This is a genomic window from Paenibacillus harenae DSM 16969 (assembly GCF_000422465.1).
Classification (GTDB): Bacteria; Bacillota; Bacilli; order Paenibacillales; family Paenibacillaceae; genus Pristimantibacillus; species Pristimantibacillus harenae.
In genome coordinates this window covers 302,515-324,055 of record NZ_KE383845.1, presented here as the reverse complement: position 1 = coordinate 324,055, position 21,541 = coordinate 302,515, and the positions used below count along the sequence as shown (strand labels likewise).

At 51.0% G+C, this 21,541-nt stretch carries 17 protein-coding genes and 1 pseudogene; 14 read left to right on the top strand and 4 right to left on the bottom strand.

Annotation, left to right across the window (positions count from 1 at the left end; translation table 11 throughout):
* Positions 1 to 60 precede the first annotated feature (60 nt).
* The 7 genes from H581_RS0129375 to H581_RS0129345 all read left to right on the top strand — a co-directional run bounded on the left by H581_RS0129375 (position 61) and on the right by H581_RS0129345 (position 8,725).
* Positions 61 to 744, top strand: coding sequence for a hypothetical protein (locus tag H581_RS0129375; RefSeq protein ID WP_029192381.1), 684 nt, complete (start codon positions 61 to 63; stop codon positions 742 to 744).
* A 370-nt stretch (positions 745 to 1,114) separates the two neighbouring features.
* Complete coding sequence (locus H581_RS0129370; RefSeq protein WP_029192380.1) at positions 1,115 to 2,047, top strand: AEC family transporter; 933 nt, start codon at positions 1,115 to 1,117, stop codon at positions 2,045 to 2,047.
* Positions 2,048 to 2,245: 198 nt separating this feature from the next.
* Positions 2,246 to 2,944 (top strand): ABC transporter ATP-binding protein, encoded by a 699-nt coding sequence (locus H581_RS0129365; RefSeq protein WP_029192379.1) that lies wholly within the window; start codon positions 2,246 to 2,248, stop codon positions 2,942 to 2,944.
* Positions 2,928 to 3,953: an efflux RND transporter periplasmic adaptor subunit gene (locus H581_RS0129360; protein WP_051251451.1), complete on the top strand. Its 1,026-nt coding sequence runs from the start codon at positions 2,928 to 2,930 to the stop codon at positions 3,951 to 3,953. Before H581_RS0129365 ends, H581_RS0129360 begins: the two co-directional genes overlap by 17 nt.
* A gap of 98 nt (positions 3,954 to 4,051) precedes the next feature.
* A complete protein-coding gene (locus H581_RS0129355) occupies positions 4,052 to 6,931 on the top strand; it encodes an ABC transporter permease (RefSeq protein WP_029192377.1) in 2,880 nt (959 codons plus the stop codon).
* A 3-nt stretch (positions 6,932 to 6,934) separates the two neighbouring features.
* Positions 6,935 to 7,813: an ABC transporter ATP-binding protein gene (locus tag H581_RS0129350; RefSeq protein WP_029192376.1), complete on the top strand. Its 879-nt coding sequence runs from the start codon at positions 6,935 to 6,937 to the stop codon at positions 7,811 to 7,813.
* A gap of 150 nt (positions 7,814 to 7,963) precedes the next feature.
* On the top strand, positions 7,964 to 8,725 hold the full coding sequence (locus H581_RS0129345; protein ID WP_029192375.1) for an SDR family NAD(P)-dependent oxidoreductase: 762 nt from the start codon (positions 7,964 to 7,966) through the stop codon (positions 8,723 to 8,725).
* Between the two features lie 239 nt (positions 8,726 to 8,964).
* Here the strand turns inward: H581_RS0129345 and H581_RS0129340 are convergent, their stop codons facing one another.
* Positions 8,965 to 9,369: a DUF6223 family protein gene (locus tag H581_RS0129340; RefSeq protein ID WP_029192374.1), complete on the bottom strand. Its 405-nt coding sequence runs from the start codon at positions 9,367 to 9,369 to the stop codon at positions 8,965 to 8,967.
* Positions 9,370 to 10,107: 738 nt separating this feature from the next.
* On the opposite strand from H581_RS0129340, the gene H581_RS0129330 reads away from it, so the two are divergent.
* From H581_RS0129330 to H581_RS39150, 3 genes and pseudogenes are all read left to right on the top strand, one after another.
* The gene (locus tag H581_RS0129330) at positions 10,108 to 10,794 is read left to right on the top strand and encodes a response regulator transcription factor (RefSeq protein ID WP_029192372.1); all 687 of its coding nucleotides are present in this window, start codon (positions 10,108 to 10,110) and stop codon (positions 10,792 to 10,794) included.
* A complete protein-coding gene (locus H581_RS35750; protein ID WP_051251450.1) occupies positions 10,791 to 11,969 on the top strand; it encodes a sensor histidine kinase in 1,179 nt (392 codons plus the stop codon). Before H581_RS0129330 ends, H581_RS35750 begins: the two co-directional genes overlap by 4 nt.
* Before the next feature lie 48 nt (positions 11,970 to 12,017).
* Positions 12,018 to 12,218 (top strand): annotated as a pseudogene (locus tag H581_RS39150) (hypothetical protein); the annotation flags it as partial.
* A 193-nt stretch (positions 12,219 to 12,411) separates the two neighbouring features.
* Here H581_RS39150 and H581_RS0129320 read toward each other — a convergent pair.
* On the bottom strand, positions 12,412 to 12,732 hold the full coding sequence (locus tag H581_RS0129320; protein WP_029192371.1) for a hypothetical protein: 321 nt from the start codon (positions 12,730 to 12,732) through the stop codon (positions 12,412 to 12,414).
* 210 nt (positions 12,733 to 12,942) lie between these two features.
* On the opposite strand from H581_RS0129320, the gene H581_RS35745 reads away from it, so the two are divergent.
* Genes H581_RS35745 through H581_RS0129305 form a run of 3 tightly spaced genes read left to right on the top strand, consistent with a single transcriptional unit; the run spans position 12,943 to position 15,901 of the window.
* Positions 12,943 to 14,493, top strand: a complete 1,551-nt coding sequence (locus H581_RS35745) for a spore germination protein (RefSeq protein ID WP_051251449.1) — start codon at positions 12,943 to 12,945, stop codon at positions 14,491 to 14,493.
* On the top strand, positions 14,490 to 15,671 hold the full coding sequence (locus H581_RS0129310; RefSeq protein WP_029192370.1) for a Ger(x)C family spore germination protein: 1,182 nt from the start codon (positions 14,490 to 14,492) through the stop codon (positions 15,669 to 15,671). Before H581_RS35745 ends, H581_RS0129310 begins: the two co-directional genes overlap by 4 nt.
* Entirely contained in the window at positions 15,668 to 15,901 is a 234-nt protein-coding gene (locus H581_RS0129305) for a hypothetical protein (protein ID WP_156889714.1), read from the top strand. Before H581_RS0129310 ends, H581_RS0129305 begins: the two co-directional genes overlap by 4 nt.
* Positions 15,902 to 15,910: 9 nt before the next feature.
* Here H581_RS0129305 and H581_RS0129300 read toward each other — a convergent pair whose 3' ends face one another.
* Together H581_RS0129300 and H581_RS35740 are read right to left on the bottom strand one after the other, a co-directional pair.
* Complete coding sequence (locus H581_RS0129300; RefSeq protein WP_029192368.1) at positions 15,911 to 17,005, bottom strand: GerAB/ArcD/ProY family transporter; 1,095 nt, start codon at positions 17,003 to 17,005, stop codon at positions 15,911 to 15,913.
* 287 nt (positions 17,006 to 17,292) lie between these two features.
* The gene (locus tag H581_RS35740; protein ID WP_051251448.1) at positions 17,293 to 18,132 is read right to left on the bottom strand and encodes a LysM peptidoglycan-binding domain-containing protein; all 840 of its coding nucleotides are present in this window, start codon (positions 18,130 to 18,132) and stop codon (positions 17,293 to 17,295) included.
* Between the two features lie 281 nt (positions 18,133 to 18,413).
* Here H581_RS35740 and lacZ point away from each other — a divergent pair, with 281 nt between their 5' ends.
* On the top strand, positions 18,414 to 21,521 hold the full coding sequence (lacZ, locus tag H581_RS0129290; RefSeq protein ID WP_029192367.1) for a beta-galactosidase, LacZ type: 3,108 nt from the start codon (positions 18,414 to 18,416) through the stop codon (positions 21,519 to 21,521).
* Positions 21,522 to 21,541: the final 20 nt, after the last annotated feature.

Sequence of the window (21,541 nt, the reverse complement as noted above, 5' to 3'; positions counted from 1 at the left end):
AAAAGGAGGCGGGGCTTTTTGGTTTTTTAAAATGAATAGGGAGAGGCGAGTGATCAGGGAATGGGTTTTGATATCGAACACGATAAATGGATAGGTGACCATCTTAGGCGAAGAAGAGGGGAACGTCTAGATGCTCTGAAACGCGGCCATAGGTTCGGAAATCGATTGTTCGCTGAGCAAATCTGGTGGCAGCTTGTCGGACATTTCCATGGAATGCACCCTGAATATGAAGTGAAGGACTGGCGAGGGAGATCCTACTTTGTCGATTTCATGTGGATTGTCGGAGCTATACGCATTGTATTTGAGATCATGGACTTTGGTTCTCACGGCACGGATCGAACCAAGTATCGGATGGATTTGAACCGGGGACTTTTTCTTCAAGCTCAAGACTGTTCGGTCTTCTACATCTCTTTGGATGAGTTAAAAGAGAACCCCTCGTTCATTCTCTCCACATTGCGGAACATCTTGTTCCCTTATCTGTCTGCTGAGAGTGGAACCAAAAGAATGGTAGATAAACCCTATTCAAAAATTGAACGAGACTTGATGCGAGCAGCCATTCGCCATAATCGCACCATTCGCCCTTCCGAGGCTGCTAGGGAGTTGGAGCTGCATATTATTACTGTCATCAAGTACTGCCGCATGCTGGTCGATAAAGGGAAATTCCGGGCTGTGGCCAGAGGAGTTTCCCAGCGAGTCAACTACTATGAATATGTGGGCTCTATCCAAAGTCCGGATTTGATTTAAGTACTGTTTCTGATTCGATGCTTGGAATTATATATGAAAAATCATATAGAAAATCCCCTAAGCTGGCTTAAATGAACAATGTGTGTGAAAAATCGTATATAATATGTTTTTTTGCATGAATCCCGACCATTATGTTCGAAAAATCGTATATATTGAAGACGGAAAGTGAAATGGATCCTCCTATTTCCGACGAATTTGCTTGCCTCTTCGATCTCTTAACTATTAAACTTAGAGTAGCGGTTTAAGAGATTAAGTTGAACGAAGATACATTGGCTATCGCAGCGATTACAGCTGATGTGATCCGTTGATTTATCTGTTCGACTTATATTGCCGCATACACAATTACGAACAGAAAGAAGCAGATGCGGCGATGAGTATTTTTTTTCACATTTTATTGACGAACGTACTGCCGATGGGCATCATGATCGCGCTCGGAATTGTTTTGCAGCGTGCCTTCAAGCTCGACATCAAGACCTTGTCCAAACTGAACTTTTATTTGTTCTCTCCGGCGATTATGTTCGATCTGCTGTACAAGACAAGCATTTCCGCGTCGGTCATCGGCAAAATCCTGCTGTTCTTTGTCCTGTTCATGGTCGCGCAATATATGATCGTTGAAGTCGTTATCCGGTTGAGAGGCTATGAACCCGGAATGAAAAGCGCGATGCGCAACAGCGTCCTGTTCTACAACAGCGCGAATTACGGCATACCGCTTAATCAGCTCGCTTTTGCAGGCAACGAAAAAACGCTGGCGGTTCAAGTGCTCATTATGATGACGCAGTCGCTCATTCCGAATACATACGGCATTTATAATGTCAACGCGCACAAGGCTGATTTGCGGGCGATTATGCGCACCATTTTATCGATGCCGGTTATCTATGCGATTCCGCTGGCTTTTCTATTAAGAGGTTTCGAGATCCCGATACCGCAGCCGCTCGCGACGCCGCTCGGCTATTTGTCCGATGCCTTCATCGGAACGGCGCTTATTACGCTTGGCGTGCAGCTGGGCAATATGGAATGGAAAATAAACCGTTCGCTTCTCATCGACGTCAGCCTGTCGGGCATATTGAGACTTGTGGCGGGGCCGCTGCTTGCATGGCTTATCGTGTGGTCGATGGGGCTCGACAAGCTCACGGCAGCCGCGCTCATCGTATCCTCGGCGGTGCCGACCTCGCTCAGCAGCGTGCTGCTGGCGGTGGAGTTCGATAATGAAGCGGAATTCGCCTCGCAATCGGTATTCGTTTCGACCATCTTGAGTATTGTAACCGTTACGGTCGTTATCTTTTGCTTGAATCTCGATTTGTAAGGGAACGGATCAATCCCTAAGCAGGCGCCTGACCGGTTCCTGCTTTTGCTGCGATCCGGGTTTAACCGATAAAGCCCCGGCCGAATCCTGCCTATACTTTTGCTTGTGCATACCTGGGGACGGGGTTAAAATGGGGAAAGCACCATTTGTAAATCATTTACTGGGAGAGATTTGTCGGAAACGGGGGTAAGTTCTTACATGCAGCCATTAACGCACGATAACGCTATCATTCGTGCAAGCGCTTTAAAAAGGACGTTCGGCCGGGGGAGCGCCGCCGTTACGGTGCTTAAAGGGGTAGATTTGTCGATACCGCCCGGCAGACTGATTGCTTTGAAAGGAAGATCCGGTTCGGGGAAGACAACGCTGATCAACTTGCTCAGCGCGCTGGACCGGCCGACGGAGGGGCATATTACTTTTGCCGGACGCGAATTGACAGCGCTGTCAAATCAAGAAAGAGATATGGTAAGGCGCAAGGAAATGGGACTGATTTTTCAATCGTTTGCGCTCATTCCTCTTATGTCCGCTTATGAAAATGTCGAATTCATCCTGCGGGTTGCGGGCGTTCCGGCCGGCGGCCGCAAGGAAGCGGCCGTCCAAGCGCTGGAGCAGGTAGGACTGAAAAGCCGGATGCACCATCGTCCCTTCGAGCTGTCGGGCGGGGAGCAGCAGCGGACGGCGATCGCGAGAGCCATTGCGCATAAGCCGAAGCTGCTGCTGGCGGACGAGCCGACGGCGGAGCTGGACAGCCGCACCGGCCTGCAAATTATGAAGGTGTTCCGGGATTTGGTTGAGGCAGCTGGGATGACCATCATCATGACGACGCACGATCCGGCCATTATGGAAATTGTTGACCATGTGTATGAATTGGAGGATGGACAAATTGTCGCACAAGCTTAAATCGATGCTCGGCTGGTCTTTTGTATTCATGATTGGCGCTTCTCTTACGGGCTGCTCCCTGCTGCCTTCGGAAGAGGCGTCTTTAAAGCCGCCCCTCGTGAAACCTGCGCAAGAAAATTACCGTACCGTGACGGTAGAGAAAGGGACGATTGCGCAAGAAATTAACGGAAGCGGCAGCCTGGAATCGACCCGGACGGAAATTGCCCAGTTCACCGGCCAAGGCGGCCGCATCGCGAAGATGCTCGCCGTCTCCGGCAACGATGTAAAGAAGGGCGACGTTCTCGTTCAGCTTAATGTAGACGGGCTGGATATACAGCTGAAGGAACAGCAGCTCGCGGTCGCGAAGGCCAAGCTGGCATACAAGCAAGCGAAGCTCGCCGGAGACGCCGATGCGATCCAGATCGCCCAGCTTCAGATGGACATCGAGAATCTGAAGCTGGAACGGCTGACGGCAACCTTCGACAGCAAGCAGCTGGTTGCCGGCATGAACGGCCAGGTTACCTTCGTCGAGGATTTGGAGGAGGGGGATTTTGTCGAGCCTTACCAGACGCTTGTCATCATCTCCGATCCTTCGGAGCTTCGGGTGGCGCTTCGCGTGGAGACGGGCTCTGAGATCAGCGGCATCGATGTCGGCTTCCCGGCACAGGTAACCCTCGGTTCCGAGAAGCTGGACGGAAAAGTCGTGCAGACGCCTTCTTCGGCGCCGGTTACGATGAACCCGCAATTGCAGGATCGTTATTCGAAGACATTATATATCGATGTGCCGAAGGTGCCGGGCAGCGCTTCGATCGGCGCTTTTGCGGATGTAAAGATTATTTTGCAGCAGCGTGCCGACGTGCTCAAGATTCCGCGGAGCGGCGTTCGGAATTTTCTCGGAAGAACGTTCGTCAGGACGCTTGAGGAAGGCAACAAAATTCGCGAGATCGACGTAGAAACCGGCATTAAAGGCTCCACCGAAATCGAAATTACGAAGGGCTTGGAAGAAGGCGCGGTCGTCGTGCTGCAATAATGGATGCATCGGGCCGTCCGCGCAGAGGGCGGTATCGGCGCGAAACGAGCTTTTGACCGCTGCGGCCATCAGCCGTTTACGCTTGGGAGGGTTATCGCGTGGCTTTATTTGTCATGATTATTCGCAAAATGGTGCAAAACAAGTGGCTGGTAGCCAGCTTATTCATCGGCCTGGCCATGTCCGTCGCTTTGGTCAGCAGCATGCCGATTTACTCGGAAGCCGTTCTATCGCGGATGCTGGTTAAGGATTTGGAGAAGATGCAGACCAATCGGAACATCTACCCGGGCTCCCAGTACAATAAACTGTTTTATACGAAAGAAACGCCGGAGGAAATGAACCAAATCTTCGATCGAGTGGATAAGTACGTTCATAATCAAGCTGCGGGCAGCTTTCAAATTCCGGTACAAGAACTCGTAACCGATTTCCAATCGAAGTCGATGAAGATTAGGGCGACGAACGATCCGAATCCGGAATCGAAATCATCGTTAAAGTCGATGACGCTGCGCGCCTTCTCCGGGCTTGAGGACCATATCAAGCTGGTTGACGGCAGAATGCCTGCAGTGAATCAGCCGGTCAACGGCGTATACGAGGTGCTCGTGACAGAGCGGTCGCTCATCCAATTCAAGACGGTGATCGATTCGGAATTTGTCGTTGAAGACGAGAAGATTGCCGGGGAAATAAAGTTTAAGCCGGTAGGCGTATTCGAGAAAAAGCTGGATGACGACCCGTATTTCAAGGATACGGATTTAAGCGAGCTAAGCGCAAGCTTCGTTATTAACGACAAGCTGGCGAAGCAGTATCTGCTGCAGGAAAGCCGCTTGCCGATCGCATCGGTCGGATGGTTCTTCGTGCTGGATTACTCGAAGCTGGAGCTCAGGTTTATTGAAGATTTTATTCAAACGACGAATAAGATCCGAAACGTGATGCTGAACCAAGTGACGATGTACCAGGCCGTGTCGGAGACGCCGGCGCTCGATACGATCTCGACGTATATGGACCGCGCGGATCAGCTCCGAACGTTAATGTGGTCGCTGAATGTTCCGGTACTGATTATGCTCGGCTTCTACATGTTCATGGTATCCAATCTGATCGCCGACCGGCAGAAGAACGAAATTGCCGTGCTGCGAAGCCGCGGCGCGGCGCGCTGGCAGGTCATTACCTCATACGCTGTGGAAGGGATTATTCTGTGCGCCATAGCATGCGGCATCGGACCGCTGCTTGGCGTAGTCCTGACCGAGGTGCTTGGCGCGTCGAACGGGTTCCTCGAGTTCGTGCAGCGCGTACGCCTGCCTGTCCGGCTGACAGCGGAAGCTTACCGCTACGGGGCGATTGCGTCCGGTATCTGCTTCGTGATCATGATCATTCCGATCATTATGGCGACGAGAGTAAGCATCGTCGGACATAAGCAGCAGATGGCAAGACTGCTCAAATCGCCGCTTTGGCACAAAATGTTTCTAGACGTTATTGCGCTTGCACTCGCCATTTACGGCTTATATACGTTTAGAAAGAGACTTGCCGATTTGCAAAGCCTGGGTCTCAATGCCACCGACCTGAATATCGATCCGCTGCAGTTTGTCGTGCCCGCATTGTTTATTATGGGCGGGGGCCTGCTGCTGCTCAGGCTGTATCCATGGGTGCTGAGGCTTGTTTATTGGCTGGGCAAGAAATGGTGGCCGCCTTCCGTGTACGCGACGCTAATCCAGGTCGGCCGCTCAAGCTCGCAGTACCAGTTTCTGATGATCTTCCTGATTATGACGATTGCGACCGGCGTATTCAGCGCCTCGGCCGCAAGGACGATCAATAACAATACGGAGGATCGGATCCGGTACGGCAACGGCGCGGATATCGTGCTTAAGTCGCAGTGGGTCAATGATGCGCCGCCGCCTCCGCCGCCGGGTGCTCCCGGAGGGGAAACGGCGGTTACGCCAACCGTGATCCATTACCTTGAACCGGCGTTCGAGCCGTTCAAAACGTTACAAGGCGTAGAGGCTGCAGCCAAAGTATTTACGAAGGAGGCTTCCTTCAGCGTAAATGAAGGCAACGGAGCAGCGACATTGATAGGGATCGATACGGATGAATTCGGCGAGACGACTTGGTTCCGCGACAGCCTGCTCGATTATCCGATCAATGATTATTTGAACCTGATCGCATCCGACTCGCAAGCGGTGCTTATCTCGAAGACGCTTGCCGATCAGAAGAAAGTGAAGGCGGGAGATACGATATGGGTGGGCTGGAGCGATGTGCCTCAGCAGCCGTTCATGGTTTACGGTATCATAGATTATTTCCCGACCTTTAATCCGAATCCTCCAATCGGAAGCGTCGATGTAACCGATCAGAAATCCGGGGGCAATGCCCCGATGCTCATCGTCGGCCATTTGCCGCGGATTCAGGTGCAGCTTGCGCTGGAGCCGTATGACGTATGGATTAAGCTGAAGCCGGAATCGACAACGGCGGAGTTTTATGAGGGGCTGACCGAGTCGGAGCTGCCAATTACAAGCATTGTAAATACGAGGGAGCAGCTCGTTGAAGCGAAGAATGACCCGTTCCTGATGGCGCTAAACGGGATTTTGACCTTGGGCTTCGTGCTTTCGATTCTCGTCAGCTTTATCGGATTCCTGTTGTATTGGGTGCTGTCGCTGCGCGGACGTACGCTTCAAAACGGCATTTTGCGCGCGATCGGCTTATCGCTGAAGCAGCTGATCGGGATGCTGGGCGTCGAGCAGGTGCTTACTTCAGGCGTAGCGGTGCTCATCGGTGTCCTTGTCGGGAATGCGGCAAGCCTGCTGTATGTGCCTAATTTTCAAATCGCCTTTAATCCGAGCAGCCTGGTTCCCCCGTTCAAGGTCATGTTCGATGCGGATGATATGATGCGTATCTACGTACTGGTCGGTTTTATGCTGGCGATCGGCCTTGGCATCTTAGCTTATATGCTGTCGAGGCTGCGCATTCATCAAGCAATTAAGCTGGGGGAGGATTGACGGATGATTTATTGCGAAGGGCTTGTCAAAATATACAAAACGGCCGATCTGGAAGTGTTCGCGCTGCAGGGTCTCGATCTTCAGATCGAGAGCGGCGAGCTGATGGCGATCATCGGCAACAGCGGCAGCGGGAAGTCCACGCTTCTTAATATGCTGGGCGGCTTGGACCGTCCGACCGCCGGCAAGCTGACGGTCGACGGCAAGGATATGCTGAAATTTACGGAGCGCGACTTTGTCCGCTATAAGCGGGAGAGCGTCGGCTTCGTCTGGCAGAACAATGCGCGCAACCTGATTCCCTACTTGACCGCGCTTGAGAATGTCGAGCTTCCCATTCTGTTAACGGGCAGCCGGAAGCGCTGGCGGGCGAAGGAGCTTCTTGACGCGGTAGGACTCAGCCACAGGGAGTCGAACAAGCTCTATGAGCTGTCCGGCGGCGAGCAGCAGCGGGTGGCCGTTGCGATTGCGCTGGCGAATCATCCGAAGCTGCTGCTTGCGGACGAACCGACCGGTTCGGTAGATTCTCGAATGGCGAACCAAATCTTAGATCTGTTCCGGGAGCTGAACCGGACAATCGGCATTACGGTCGTCATCGTTACGCATGATCCGGACCTTGCGAAGAAGGTAGACCGCGTTGCAGCCATTCGGGACGGCAAAATATCATCGGAAATGCTGCGCCGGCGCTCGTACGCCGAAGAGCTCGCAGCTCTGGAGGAAGAAGAGGAGGAGGGTACGCATGTCGAATATGCCGTACTCGACAAGGCCGGCCGTCTGCAGGTGCCTTCGAGCTACCTGGATTCCATCGGCGTGAAAAACTCCAATAAGCTGCGCGTCGAGCTTGGCGAAGGGCGGATCGTGCTCCTCCCGCCGGAGGAGAAGGAGTAAGGAGGAAGGGGCAGTTTGACAGGTTATTATAGACCTGTTAAGCGGTCCCTTCTGCGTTGCCGGCAAAGAAGAAAACAGTTGACATTTTGGCAGCATAACTAATAATGATATAGATAACAAATTTTGCACATTAGAAGGGTGATGGATGGCATGCAAATCGATTTGTCGAACAAAACCGCGCTAATTACCGGATCTACCGGCGATTTGGGCCGCGTGATGGCTCGTACGCTGGCAGCAAGCGGTGCTAACATCGTACTTCATTATAATAGTAACGAAGCGAAGGCAAACGAACTGCAGCAAGAAATAACGGCGCTTGGCAGAAGAGCAATTACCGTGCAAGCCGATATTACGAATGAGGGACAAATCTATGGGATGAAAGAGAAGGTCTCGCAGGAGCTTGGGCATGTCGATATCGTCGTGGCGAATGCGGTCATTCAATACCAATGGACAAGCATACTGGAGCAGCAGGTATCCGATTATGTCAGCCAATTCGAATCCTGCGTCATGCAAAGCGTATATTTGGCCAAAGCGTTCGTGCCTGCAATGATTGAACGCAAGGGCGGAAGGATTATCGGCATTAATACGGAATGCGCGATGCAGAACTTCCCGGGGCAATCCGCCTACACGGCAGGGAAGCGCGGCATGGACGGAATCTACCGGGTACTGGCCAAGGAGGTTGGCGAGCATCAGATTACGGTCAATCAGATTGCGCCGGGATGGACGATCAGCGATCGCGACCGCGCTAATCATTCCGAGGAAAACATCGGTTATTCGTCGAACGTGCCGTTGAAGCGGAGAGGAACCGACCAGGAAATCGCGAACGCGGTAGTTTTTTTGGCGTCGGATTTAGCCAGCTTTATTACCGGAGCTTACATTCCCGTTAACGGCGGTAACGTCATGCCGGCCATCTAGATCGGAGACAATGAACTTATTTTCCAATTGGGGTATAGATTCTTCTTAGCTTGATGGGCATGGGGTAGTACCAGCGAAGCTGACACCACCCGCAAAGTGGATGGGAATAAATGTAAAGTTTATTTAGCTTGAAGTTTATTTCATCGGCCAGATGTACATAAAAGGCCTCGCAGATCAAAAATTCATTCTCAAGCGCCTCATGATCATTAGGGGGCACTTGACCCGGCAGCATGGTCGGGTCAGCCGGTGCGGCGGGAGCGGGCCAGAGTTAGTCCAGCGAGGACCATGCCGGTCACCCCCATCACGATGGCCACGATGGCCCCGGCTCGCCCGCTGCCGGTGCCGAAACCACCGGTGAAATTGGCCAGATGCAGCCCAGCGTAGACTATGACGATCAGCGCCATCACCGCGGCCACGATAGCCCCGCGTCGCCCGGAGCCGGTGCCGATACGACCGGCGGAGCGGGCAAGAGACAGCCCACCGATGACCGCGCTAATCAGCCCCACCACCGCGTCCATCGTGGCCCAGAGTCGCCCGGGGGTTAATCCGTATACGACATTACCGTTGGTCGCTTCAGCAGAGGCAATAGTTGGAACAAGTAGAAATGCACAAAGTATTACGAATGAAACTAGCTTCATTTTCATTTGTTAATTACTCCTCTCTGTTGTTATTGCAAACTGAATATATATCAGCTTTGAATCCTCGCTATCGATAAAATTAAAATCTTTTTTATATGCAGAACTTGGGAGTCACACCCTGTTCGAGTCACAGGCTCAATCTGTTAATCAATTCAATCTGTTAATCAATTCAATCTGTTAATCAATTCAATCGATTTTTTTCCATTAAAATGCCTTTAGTTATTCCGGAGTGAATCGCACCATCTTCTTCATCATCTTTGCATATTGTTCCGTTGTGAAGTATACCCATGCGCTCATATCCTTCTCTCCACTTCAGCTTTACATCGTGCTAGTCTACACTTTAATATCCAAGGTCTTCGATAGCTTCTTTAATTTGAACTAGCGCTATCGTGCTTCCGTTATACTCAATTGTTACTTCATTGCTGGATAAATCCGCCACCCCCTTAGCGCCGAGTTCAAACAGCGTCCTCTCCATCGATATCGCACACAATCCGCGGTTCATTCCTTCACTTTCAAAAATTACGTTTCCGTGTAGCCGATCCTTCAGCTTAATTGTTCTTCTTGTTCTTCGCGGCCATCTCTCTCTCCTTTCACAGCCAGTTTACAGAACAAATGTCGAGAACTTATGCAGATCTTCCTCTCTTTACGTGGATTTCTTCAAAAACCTGTCAAATCACGATATAATTTCGGTAAGCGGTATATTCTCGCAATGGGAGCAGACTAAAATGGAAAGATGTGATTGGAATGGAACCGAAATTGTTGCTTGTAGAGGACGAACCGAGCATGCTGAAGGAGATGCAGACCTATTTGCAACGTGAAGGGTTCCGGGTATTGACCGCCTGTACCGGCAAAGAAGCGATCACGATTACCCTGTCTGAACGGCCTGATCTCGTCGTGCTTGATTGGATGCTCCCCGAGAAAAGCGGAATCGACGTATGTCGCGAAATAAGGCAAACCTCGCATTGCGGCATAATTATGGTTACGGCCCGATCGGATGAATCGGATAAAATCGTCGGTCTGGAAATCGGCGCGGATGATTATTTGACGAAGCCGTTCAGCTTGCGCGAGCTCGCTTCTCGCATTCGAGCTTTACTTCGCCGCTTACGCGGACCTGAAGACAGGCCGATGTTCTTGGAAAGAGACAACTTGATTATTTCCGAGGCCAAATGTCAGGTATTCAAAGACGGTCAGGAAATCCAATTGACACCTACCGAATTCAAAATTCTGTTCACACTGGCCGGTCGTCCCGGCATTGTATTTAGCCGTTTGCAATTGTTAAATGCTGCTTTGGAAAATGAGTACATGGGATACGAAAGAACGATGGATTCCCATATTCGGAATCTTCGCCGCAAACTGGGAGATGATCCTGCCAATCCTCAATATATTCAAACGGTATATGGCTTCGGTTACCGATTCGGTGAACGTTCATGAAGATGACGGTCCGCATGAAAATATTTGCCCACATGGGACTTCTCGTGCTTATTGTAAGTATCATTTTCTCCCTTACAACGAAAGTTTACACAGGCGGACTGATCGATCAATTTCAAAGGGAACAAATCGATGCCAACTATTTAAGTGCCACGCCCGAAGAGCAAATCGAAATCTTTAAATCTTATTTCCTTGATAATATGCGGCTGAGCGCACTGCTTAATGTCACACACGGCGTGCGCTTGTTCTTTTTTGTTGCGATCGGGTTGTTATTCAGTTTTTGGATATCGGGGGTGCTGACCCTCCCGCTCAAAAAGCTTATTGCCGCCATAGAGCGCGTGGCGCAGGGCGACCTGAACGTCAAAGTAGCTGTAGACACGAAAGATGAGTATGGGAAAGTCGCCCAAACGTTCAATGATATGACGTTTCGTCTGCGTGAAGCCGAGGAAGCCCGCAGAAGATTGGTGGCCGATGTTGCTCACGAGCTTCGCACGCCGCTGTCCGTTATGCAGCTAAAATTGGAAAATGCCCAACAGGCCGGCCAAGACATCCCTCCGGAAATGCTGCTTAGACTTCATGACGAAGTGATCCGCTTGAGCCTGCTGGTGGAAGATCTACATGTCTTGTCATTGGCTGAGGCGGGCCGGTTAACATTGGATCGCAAACCGCTCGATCTGACGGCGAGACTTGAACAAATCGTGGATGATGTGAAAATGGAGGCTGAGGAGAACGGACTGGCAATCTGCCTCTCATCGAACACGAAGCCAGTGATAGCAATGGCTGATGCGAGACGGATCACGCAGGTATTTATCAATTTGTTGACCAATGCAATCCGTTACACGCCGGAAGGCGGAAAGATTTCGATCATAATTGAAGATAATGTCATGGATCAGAATGCGGTCTATGCATGTGTCTCAATAATTGACACCGGCATCGGTATTCCCGCGGAGGAGCTTCCACACCTGTTCGATCGTTTTTATCGCGTGGAAAAGGCCCGTTCGCGACATACAGGCGGAACGGGGCTCGGATTATCAATCGCCCATCATTTTGTTAAAGCCCATAGCGGGTTCATCCGCGTTACGAGTCAGCCTGATGAGGGTACGACATTTACCGTTTATTTGCCTTTGGGCAATGATATTTTAACAAGAACAGTAGCTCATGTCGGCCAACTCTGTTAATAAAGGGGCCGGTTTATTCTGTTCAACGGAGCTAACTCAAAACCTCTGAAAGTATTAACCAAGTACCGGCAGCTAACCGTGACAGAGGATCTCCGGGAACTTCGCCGCCATCCCGATCCGATCCGTTACACATTGTTAGCAGCTTTCTTCTGGCTAAGAAGTATGGAGATATCGGACAATTTGATCGAGCTGCTTATTCAAATCGTCCATAGGATAGGGGCTCGGGCAGAACGTAAAGTCGAAAAGGAATGATAAGCGGACCGTTTAGATCCCGAAATTTGAAGCGGTAAACCCAATAAGAGATGCCCCAAGTGTGTCAGCATCTTTCTGTCAATTCAACTATAACTTTTGCAATGCTTTCTGAATTGTCTTGCTGAGAGTGTCGTCGGTACTGCTTGGTTGATACCAATAAATAACCAAAACATTTTTATTCTCATAAATATCATGAATTACTTTTTCGTTTCTTTCTTTTTGTTTTTTCTAAATCCTTACGCCCATCTTTAAGTGCTTCCTCTGAATCAAAGATGTATATAAAAATTTGGTCGGGTGGTTCAGTATTTGTTATTACGTATCGATTTGCTTCAACTTTTCTTATCTTCCAATCGTCAGTCATTTGTTTAGGAGCAAGCCTTATACCTTCTGTACGAAAGGCATGTTCAACTTGATCTAAATTTAACAATATAACTGAATCAGTCCCATTAACTGAACATCCTGTTAGTATTAAAAATACTGCAAGGAAGAACAATCCATATCTTAATTTCATTACTCTCCTCCTCGTATAAGTCGATCTTGTGTTATTTACTGCCTTATCGGCGTCATTCCAAGAAATGTTTCCATTTAAATGAGTTTTATATTCATCAGGCCAATTGGTTGTTACACTTCAATCATATTCGAATCGTAGGCGCGAATAAGCCGCGGGTTTCCATGGCATTCTAGTACCAAGAAAAATTTGTATGACCGGAGGACTATCGCCATGACGAACCGGCTCCGCAGAACGCTGACTGGCCGCCGCCCCGCTTTCGACGATTCCACCCGCGAATTCAGTGAGAAAGTACTCGCAGAAGACCTTGAGCAGAATGAAGCCTTCGTCAAAGAGGCGTTTCGAAATTGCTTGGATTTGGTATGCCGCAAAATTCGTTATGAAGACAATGATCTTAGGCAGCTGATTGTTTTTCTGGGTACGCTTACGGACGAACAGAAATTGAACGAGCAGATCATGAAGCCGCTTGCAACTCTTAGGCAGAATCGTTATGCCGTCGAAACGGAGGTTAGGGAAGGCGAATCGATGCCGGTTGTCAAGAAGGCTGTCACATCGAACTGGGGGGAAGTCATCCTTTTCATTCTGAACGGGTATGCCGCGGTTTTTACCGAGGGCGAAACCAGTGCCGTTTGTTTCGAGGTAAGCAGTTCGTTCCAGAGGGCCATTGAAGATCCCACCTCCGAACCGGTTATCAGAGGGTCCAAAGAAGGCTTCGTCGAAAGGCAGTATATTAATTTCGGTCTGCTGCGCCAATATATTCGCAGCCCGCGTCTGAAAGCGGAGGCTTTCACCGTAGGCGACCTGACGCAAACGAAGGTGCTTGTTGCTTATATCGAAGGACTTGCCGATGACTCCATCGTGGACGAGGTGAGGAAGAAGATCGCTTCCATTCGAATCGACGGCGTCCTGGAATCCGGTGCCATCGAAGAACTGATCGTAGACGATCCGTTTCCCCTATTGCCTCGCGTGCAGGTAACGGAACGGCCGGATGCTGTTGCCGGAGGCCTGTTGGAAGGCAGGGTCGCCATTATCGTCGACAATACCCCCTTCGTTCTGGTCGTTCCGGTTACGTTCTGGTCGGGTCTGCAGTCAAGCGAAGATTACAATTTGCGTTTCCCTGTAGCGACTTTCACCAGATGGCTTCGTTTTATCTTTTTGTTCATCGCCATTTTTGCTCCTTCCTTCTTTGTTGCGATCACTTCGTTCCATCAGGAAATGATCCCCACCAGCCTGCTGCTCAGCATTGCCTCTGCGCGGGAGCCCGTGCCTTTTCCGGTTATGATCGAAGCATTATTGATGGAAATCATGTTTGAAGCGCTGCGGGAGGCAGGTGTTCGTTTGCCTAAGGCGATAGGCCAGACGGTAAGCATCGTCGGCGGACTTGTCATTGGACAGGCGGCCGTGCAGGCGGGCATTATATCCACGCCTATCGTTATTGTCGTATCGACGACGGGCATCGCGGCCCTTCTCATTCCGCGATTTAATTTTGCCAACGGAGTCCGGCTGTTTCGCTTTCCGATCATCCTACTGGCGGGTTCGTTCGGATTATACGGGATTGCGCTAGGCTTTTTGGGCATTTTGCTCTATGTTGTCCATTTGAAATCGTTCGGGGTGCCTTACTTTACGCCGATTGCTCCCTTTTCGCTCAGAGCCGTAAAGGATGTCTGGGCTCGGGCATCCCGGGTAAACGGCCGCAGTCTGTCCGTCCCCTCTCCCGAGACTGCGGTCAAAGCGCGGCGGCAGGAAGGAGGGGAGAGAAGTTGAAGCGGAGGATGACAATCGCAATGCTGCTCGTACTGATGCTGAACACCGGCTGCTGGGACCGCAAAGAAATCAATGATATCGGTCTCGTTATGGGAACCGGGCTGGATTTGGCGGATAACGGAAAGATAGAAGCGACGATTCAGGTTGCCGTACCCGCCCCTTCCGGGCAATCGACGGGTGCCGGCTCGAAAGAAACGGAGAAGTTCTTTTTAATATCGGCGGTCGGTGAAAACGGGATTGAAATCCAGCAGAAGCTTCAGCAAAAGATGTCCAGAACGTTATTTTTTGCGCACCGCAGCGTGATTCTGATCGGAGAGTCCTTGGCCAGAAAAGGCGTGAATGACATCCTGGATACGTTCAACCGCAGTCCGCGCAACCGTTTGAAAACGTATATGCTGGTCGTGAAGGGGAGGAAAGCGGCGGATCTGCTGCAAGTTAACTATCCCTATGAGCTTGCCCCCGCCGAAGCGTTGAAGGAAATGGAAATGCTGAAGGGAGAAGGAACGATCGTCACGCTGCGCGATTTTATGATCGCGTCGGCAACCGAGGGAATGTCTCCGACGATCGGAGTGTTGGAGCCCGCAGATTTTCACAGACCGGGGGAAAAAGAGGAGGACAGGCTATTTCGCATAAACGGGACAGCCGTGTTTAAATCGGGCAAATTGACCGGTTTTTTGAACAATGCGAAAACGCACGAGTTTCTTTGGTTCCGAGATAACAAGAAGACGGATAAAATCTCTGCCGATCTGCCGGGTGGCAAAGGAAACGTCGGTTATTTCATTACTTCCGGCAGCTATAAAATCAATGCCGATGCAGGAAGCAATCCGCTCAAGTTTCACGTTAGCCTGAAAGCAAAAGGGGACCTGTTTGAAAACAACTCCCCTCTTGACGTAACGGATGCGGACAATCTCACCATTGTAAAAAAAGCGATCGAGGATCGCATCAAGCGGGATATGCAGGCGTTCCTGCGCAAAATCCAAACCGGGTATAAATCGGATATCGTCGGCTTCGGCCAGCAGTTGCAAAGGGAAAATCCGAAGAAATGGCGCACCGTGGAGAAAAAATGGGACCAATATTTTGCCGCCGCTAAAATCTCGGTATCGGTGGATGTCACCATCAACAACACCGGTGCGATCGGCCCGCCGCTGCAGTTGAAGGAAAAGGAGATCGAGAAGTGATGATTATTGTGTCGGCTGTTTATTTTGTTTGTCTTGGCGTGTTTACTTTCGTCCTATCCCATCGTCTATGGAGCGACCGCGATAAACGGGAAACTTTGATCTGTGCGTTATCCATGACCGTATCCGCAGTCGTTGGCGCGCTGCTGATCGCGGGCGTGGACGTGCCGACTCTTGTCCTGCCGTACAAAATCGTTTTTGAACCGATCGGGAAATTGATTTTGTCCCCTTAGTGATCTGCATCAGCGCTTCGCAAACTTTCGCTTGGCTGCGTCTACGGCAAGCAGCGCCAGGGGAAGCAGACTCTGCGTAACAAGTGCCAGAATCGGATACGAAAATGTAATCCAGGCTTGGAATTCGGCGTCATTTTTGAAGATCCAGACAGAACCGACGGCGGATAACACGGTGATCGGAACGACGTTTTTCCGGTAATTTTTTGCGCCGAACAGCTGAGTTGTGCAGATGCAAAACATGTAAAGCAGCATGCAAACCTTTATGAAAATGCCAAGAATCCAGATCGTGACGGCGATCGCTTCCAACCTTTCCAAGGGACCTACGATATCCGTATATTTGATGACGTTCAAAAAAGCGAATTTCATCCGGGGGGTTATCGGACCGAAAATCATGATGGTCAGGATGTCGATCGCCATAATCAGCAGGGCGATACAGCCGAGCGAAAGCAGCAATTTCCCCCGTACTTGCTGCGGCTTCTCGTTCAAGTGCGGCAGAAACCACCCCAAGAAAAAAAACTGGCTCATCCAAGCGGACGGAACGACCGAACCCTTGATGACCGGAGCGAGTCCCTCTGCGAGCACCGGAGTCAATCGGGCGGGGTCGGCATCCCTGAGCGAGAAGATGAAGATCGGAAGCAGCAGCACTACGACGATCAAAACGATAACTTCGTTGCACCTGGCGATCGACTCGACACCGGAAAGAACAGCAAAGCAGCAAAAGATCAGAAGCGTTAACATGATGACGAGAGGCGGTGTTTGGGGCAGAAGAATAGTGTTTAGAAATCCGGCGTGCTCGTTCACGGTGCTGGAAATAAAGAAAAACAAGTAATAAGTGCAGTAAAACCCGATCAGCTTGCCCGCCCATTTTCCGCATATAGCATTGGCGTACTGCATGATCGACTGGCCGGGATAGCGCTTTGCCAGAGCCGTCATGACATAGATGTTTAGAAGGCCCGTAGCGGAAGCAAAAATAATGGACAGCCAGGCATTTTGCTTGGCGAACGCCACCATGATCCCCGGAACGGACAAGATGAGAGTGGAAACGATAAAGGTAAAAAAAAGCAGACTGATCTGATAGCCGGAGATTTTTTCACTGATTTTCATGGATGAACCGCCTCCCTACACAGTTTGCTTTTCTTATTTTTTCCCAATTCGGGTCGTTTTAACAACTTTTGTAAATAATCCATCCTGTATGAGCAATTGGTCAATAAACTTTTTAAGAAGATGGTCGGCGTTATGCCGAAGGGATTATAAAGGAAAACGCAGATAGGCGAGTAATAGGGAAAAGGTTGACCGGACGAAATCGTCGTCCGGTCAACCTTTTTTAGTGGATGCGGAGACCCTCAGGTGCGGGCTGGCGTGAAATGAGGTGCATTATTGTGCTTAACAGCCTACAACGACCACCATTTTAAGATAAGGTACGGATCGATCGGCTTGTAGGTCGGCGTTCGCTTATAGATGCCGAAGTGAAGGTGGGGGACGAATTGGCCTTCGGTTCCTTCAGGCCCGTAGCCGGTGCTGCCGACGTAGCCGATCAGTTGACCTGCCGTTACTTGAACGCCTTCCTTCATGCCTGCTGCATATTTCGATAAGTGCGCATAATAAAACTCCGTCGAATCGTCTACCCGGATCGTTAATCTCCAGCCGCCGTATTCGTTCCAGCCGGCTTTGACGACGGTGCCGCCAAGCGCGCTGTATACAGGTGTTCCTTTGGCCGCAAATACGTCAACGCCTTCATGGGCGCGAACTGCCGGACCTTCCGCAGACCAGGCGCGCGCTTCCGCATAGTTGTTATAAAACGGGGTATAGGTGCCTTTCGCGAGTGGCAATACGCCGTTCAAGTAAGCGCCCGGTATCTTCGGGATACGAATCTCAAGTCCCGGCCAAATGTTGTTCGGGTTCGCGAGCTGCGTGTTAGCGGCGATAAGCTTCGTGATCGGTACGCCTTGACGCTGTGCGATTTTCCATAGGGTATCGCCATACCGTACCGCTGTCATCATAAATTCGGGAGGGTCGGGCACGATGAGTTTTTGCCCAATGAATAAAGAATCGGAGCGGAGTCCGTTCAGCTTTTTTAGCTGATCCGCCGTCGTGCTGTATTTGGTGCCGATGAGCCATAAATTATCGCCATTCTGCACGGTGTATGTAGCTGCTGAACCGAGTCCCGGAGTTACGGTCAAGAAAGCTGTCAAAGCCGCGCCGCATACGAACTGCTTCATTCTCTGATTCATATTGTCTCGTCCTCTCTATGCTTCAGATCGAATTTCACTACCCCATTTTAAAAGAGAAAGCGCTATTACGTTAGCAGTAAATGTTGGCATCCGCGAAGCAAGCAAATCGTTCTGAAGGAGGATTCGCTTCCGGCGCGATCCGGCAGATGTGATTCATTTGTGCAACTAATGAAGTTTCATATCTTTATATCCAATATGAAAATTGTTTCATTAAACTGGCATTCCGGTTGTATTATAATATGAATATCGTTAAATAATTTTCCAGTGAGGTGCAATCTGAGATGCGAGAAAAGCTGCAATATACGCCGCCTGCAAACGGTTTTCCGGAGTGGAATAACAATCCCGAAATTTATCAATTGAACCGGATGGAAGCGCATGCAACGCTCATGCCCTTCGATTCGGCCGAGGAGGCGCTGGAAGGCGACTTCCGCAAATCCGCCAGCTATCTGTCACTTAACGGACAATGGAAATTTGCCTTTGCTCCGAATCCGGAAGCGCGAATTTCTAATTTCTATGAAACAGACTTCGACAGCAGCGATTGGAATACGATCAAGGTGCCTGCCCATTGGCAGCTGCAGGGCTATGATTACCCGCAGTATACGAATGTTACTTACCCATGGGTAGGGAAGGAGGATTTGAAGCCCCCGTTTGCTCCGACGAAGTATAACCCGGTAGGCTCATATATCCATACCTTTACCGTGCCTGCCGGCTGGAAGGACAAGCCGGTCTTCATCAGCTTTCAGGGCGTGGAATCGGCTTTCTATGTATGGCTTAACGGCGAGCTTGTCGGCTACAGCGAGGATACCTTCACGCCTGCCGAGTTTGATCTTACGCCTTATTTGACCGAAGGGGAGAATAAGCTGGCAGTCGAGGTGTATCGCTGGTGCGACGCCAGCTGGCTGGAGGATCAGGATTTCTGGCGGATTAGCGGCATATTCCGCGATGTTTACTTATACACGGCGCCGGACGCGCATATTTACGATTTCTTCGTGAAGACGGAGCTGGACGAAGCGTACCGCGATGCCGAGCTGGTCGTCGATGCGAAGCTTCTGAATTATTTTGGCAGAGAGCTAGGCGATATTTCGGTGGAAGCGGCTTTATACGATGCGGACCGCCGGGAGGTATTCCAGTCGCCATTATCGGTCAAGGCAGCGGCGGCAGGGAAAGACCTTACCGCCGTGCAATTGCGCGGAGACGTGAAGAACCCGTTGAAATGGAGCGCGGAGCATCCGAACCTGTACACGTTGCTATTAAGCGTGAAGAAGAGTGACGGCACGCTGCTGGAAGCGATTAGCTGCAAGGTCGGGTTCCGGAAGTTTGAAATCAAGGACGGTTTGATGCAAATTAACGGCCGCCGCATCATGTTCAAGGGCGTGAACCGCCATGAATTCTCCTGCGACACAGGCAGGGCGATCGCCGAAGAGGATATGGTGAAGGACATTCAGCTGATGAAGCTGCACAATATTAATGCCGTCCGCACCTCGCATTATCCGAATCATCCGTTATGGTACAGGCTGTGCGATGAATACGGCTTGTACGTTATTGACGAGACGAACCTGGAGACGCACGGCGCCTGGACCTATGGCCAGCAAGAGGAAGGCGATACGGTGCCGGGCAGCAAGCCGGAATGGACGGGAGCGGTGCTCGACCGCTGCAATTCCATGCTTCAACGCGATAAGAACCATGCCTCGATCGTGATCTGGTCGCTTGGGAACGAATCGTTCGGCGGGGACAATTTCGTGAAAATGCATGATTTTCTGCGCGTAGCCGACCCGACGCGTATCGTTCATTACGAGGGCGTCTTCCATTGGCGACCTTCTGAAGCGGCGTCGGATATTGAAAGCCAAATGTACACGAATCCGCAGGGAGTAGAGCAGTACGCGCAGCGCAATCCGCAAAAGCCGTTTATCCTGTGCGAGTACAGCCACGCGATGGGGAATTCATGCGGCGGCTTGCATGTCTATTGGGAAATATTCGAGAAGTATCCGGTGCTGCAGGGCGGCTTTATCTGGGATTGGGTCGACCAGGCGATCCGCGTAACGGAAGAGGACGGCACGGTGAAGATGCTGTACGGAGGCGATTTCGGGGAATCGCCGCATGACGGCAACTTCTGCGGCAACGGGCTTATTTTCGCGGACCGCACCGTTTCTCCTAAACTGCAAGAGGTGAAGAAGGTGTATCAGAACGTGAAGTTTGAAGCGGTTGATCTGGCAAGCGGAGCAATTAAGGCAACCAACCGTCATTTGTTCAGCCCGCTGGATCAATATACGCTTGCTTGGAGCATCGCGGTTGACGGCGAAGTCGTGCAGCAGGGTACGTCCGCAGCTGCCGCAGCGCCCGAAGCGGAGGTAACGCTTCACCTGCCATATTCGCTTCCTGTGCTGAAGAACGCGTCCGAGCAGGCGGTTCTAACCGTGCAGCTGCTAATGAACGAAGCAAACCTATGGGCCGAAGCGGGGCATGAAATCGCGTTTGAGCAATTTGTGCTGCCGGCGCCTGTTCAAACCGTTATGCGCCATGTGGATGCAAAGCCGCGGATTCAGGCGGAAGAGACGAATGCTGCGGTCATCGTTAGCGGCGAGCGCTTTACTGTCAAGTTCGACAAAAAGAGCGGCAGTCTATGTTCTTATGTTTGGAATGGAACGGAACGTCTCTTACAAGGGCTGGCTCCGAATTTCTGGCGGGCTTACACCGATAACGACCGCGGCAATAAGCAGCATGAACGCTGCGCGACCTGGCGCGATGCCGGCGCAGAACGGCAGCTGCTCGGAATGGCATGCGAGCTGGAGACGGATCGGATAACCGTACGCGCGCAATACAGCCTTCCGACTACGACGGTTTCTTTGCTCTCTATTGTTTATATTGTTGATGGAGAAGGAGAAGTCAATGTGTATGAGGAGCTTCGGCCGGGCGCAGGTCTGCCCGAAATTCCGGAGGTAGGTATCCTGTTCCAAATGCCCGGACAATTCGATCAAGTTGGCTGGTACGGCAAAGGGCCGGATGAAACGTACTGGGACCGTCAGACAGGCGGCAAGCTGGGACGTTACGCAGGCGCGGTAAGGGATCAGCTGGTGCCGTACATTCGTCCGCAGGAATGCGGCAACAAAATGGACGTCCGCCGCGCGGAGGTAACGAACGCGCAAGGGGAAGGCATTGTGCTGAAGGGGGCGCCGCATTTTGAGCTGAATGTGCTTCCGTATACGCCGTTCGAGCTGGAAGCTCATGATCACATTCATAAGCTGCCGGCCAGCGACAAGACGGTCGTGCGAGTGAATCATAAGCAGACGGGCGTAGGCGGGCATGACAGCTGGGGGCAGCGTCCCGAGAAGGAATATATCCTGTATGCGAATCAAATGTACGCGCATCGTTTTTCATTCCAAGGGGTTTAACGGCAAAGAGGCTGGTCTAC

Excerpts from the sequence above, each read along its gene's own strand:
- H581_RS0129375 (WP_029192381.1), top strand. The coding sequence starts at position 61 with ATGGGTTTTGATATCGAACACGATAAATGGATAGGTGACCATCTTAGG.
- H581_RS0129370 (WP_029192380.1), top strand. The coding sequence starts at position 1,115 with ATGAGTATTTTTTTTCACATTTTATTGACGAACGTACTGCCGATGGGC.
- H581_RS0129365 (WP_029192379.1), top strand. The coding sequence starts at position 2,246 with ATGCAGCCATTAACGCACGATAACGCTATCATTCGTGCAAGCGCTTTA.
- H581_RS0129350 (WP_029192376.1), top strand. The coding sequence starts at position 6,935 with ATGATTTATTGCGAAGGGCTTGTCAAAATATACAAAACGGCCGATCTG.
- H581_RS0129345 (WP_029192375.1), top strand. The coding sequence starts at position 7,964 with ATGCAAATCGATTTGTCGAACAAAACCGCGCTAATTACCGGATCTACC.
- H581_RS0129340 (WP_029192374.1), bottom strand. The coding sequence starts at position 9,369 with ATGAAAATGAAGCTAGTTTCATTCGTAATACTTTGTGCATTTCTACTT.
- H581_RS0129330 (WP_029192372.1), top strand. The coding sequence starts at position 10,108 with ATGGAACCGAAATTGTTGCTTGTAGAGGACGAACCGAGCATGCTGAAG.
- H581_RS35750 (WP_051251450.1), top strand. The coding sequence starts at position 10,791 with ATGAAGATGACGGTCCGCATGAAAATATTTGCCCACATGGGACTTCTC.
- H581_RS0129320 (WP_029192371.1), bottom strand. The coding sequence starts at position 12,732 with ATGAAATTAAGATATGGATTGTTCTTCCTTGCAGTATTTTTAATACTA.
- H581_RS35745 (WP_051251449.1), top strand. The coding sequence starts at position 12,943 with ATGACGAACCGGCTCCGCAGAACGCTGACTGGCCGCCGCCCCGCTTTC.
- H581_RS0129300 (WP_029192368.1), bottom strand. The coding sequence starts at position 17,005 with ATGAAAATCAGTGAAAAAATCTCCGGCTATCAGATCAGTCTGCTTTTT.
- H581_RS35740 (WP_051251448.1), bottom strand. The coding sequence starts at position 18,132 with ATGAATCAGAGAATGAAGCAGTTCGTATGCGGCGCGGCTTTGACAGCT.
- lacZ (WP_029192367.1), top strand. The coding sequence starts at position 18,414 with ATGCGAGAAAAGCTGCAATATACGCCGCCTGCAAACGGTTTTCCGGAG.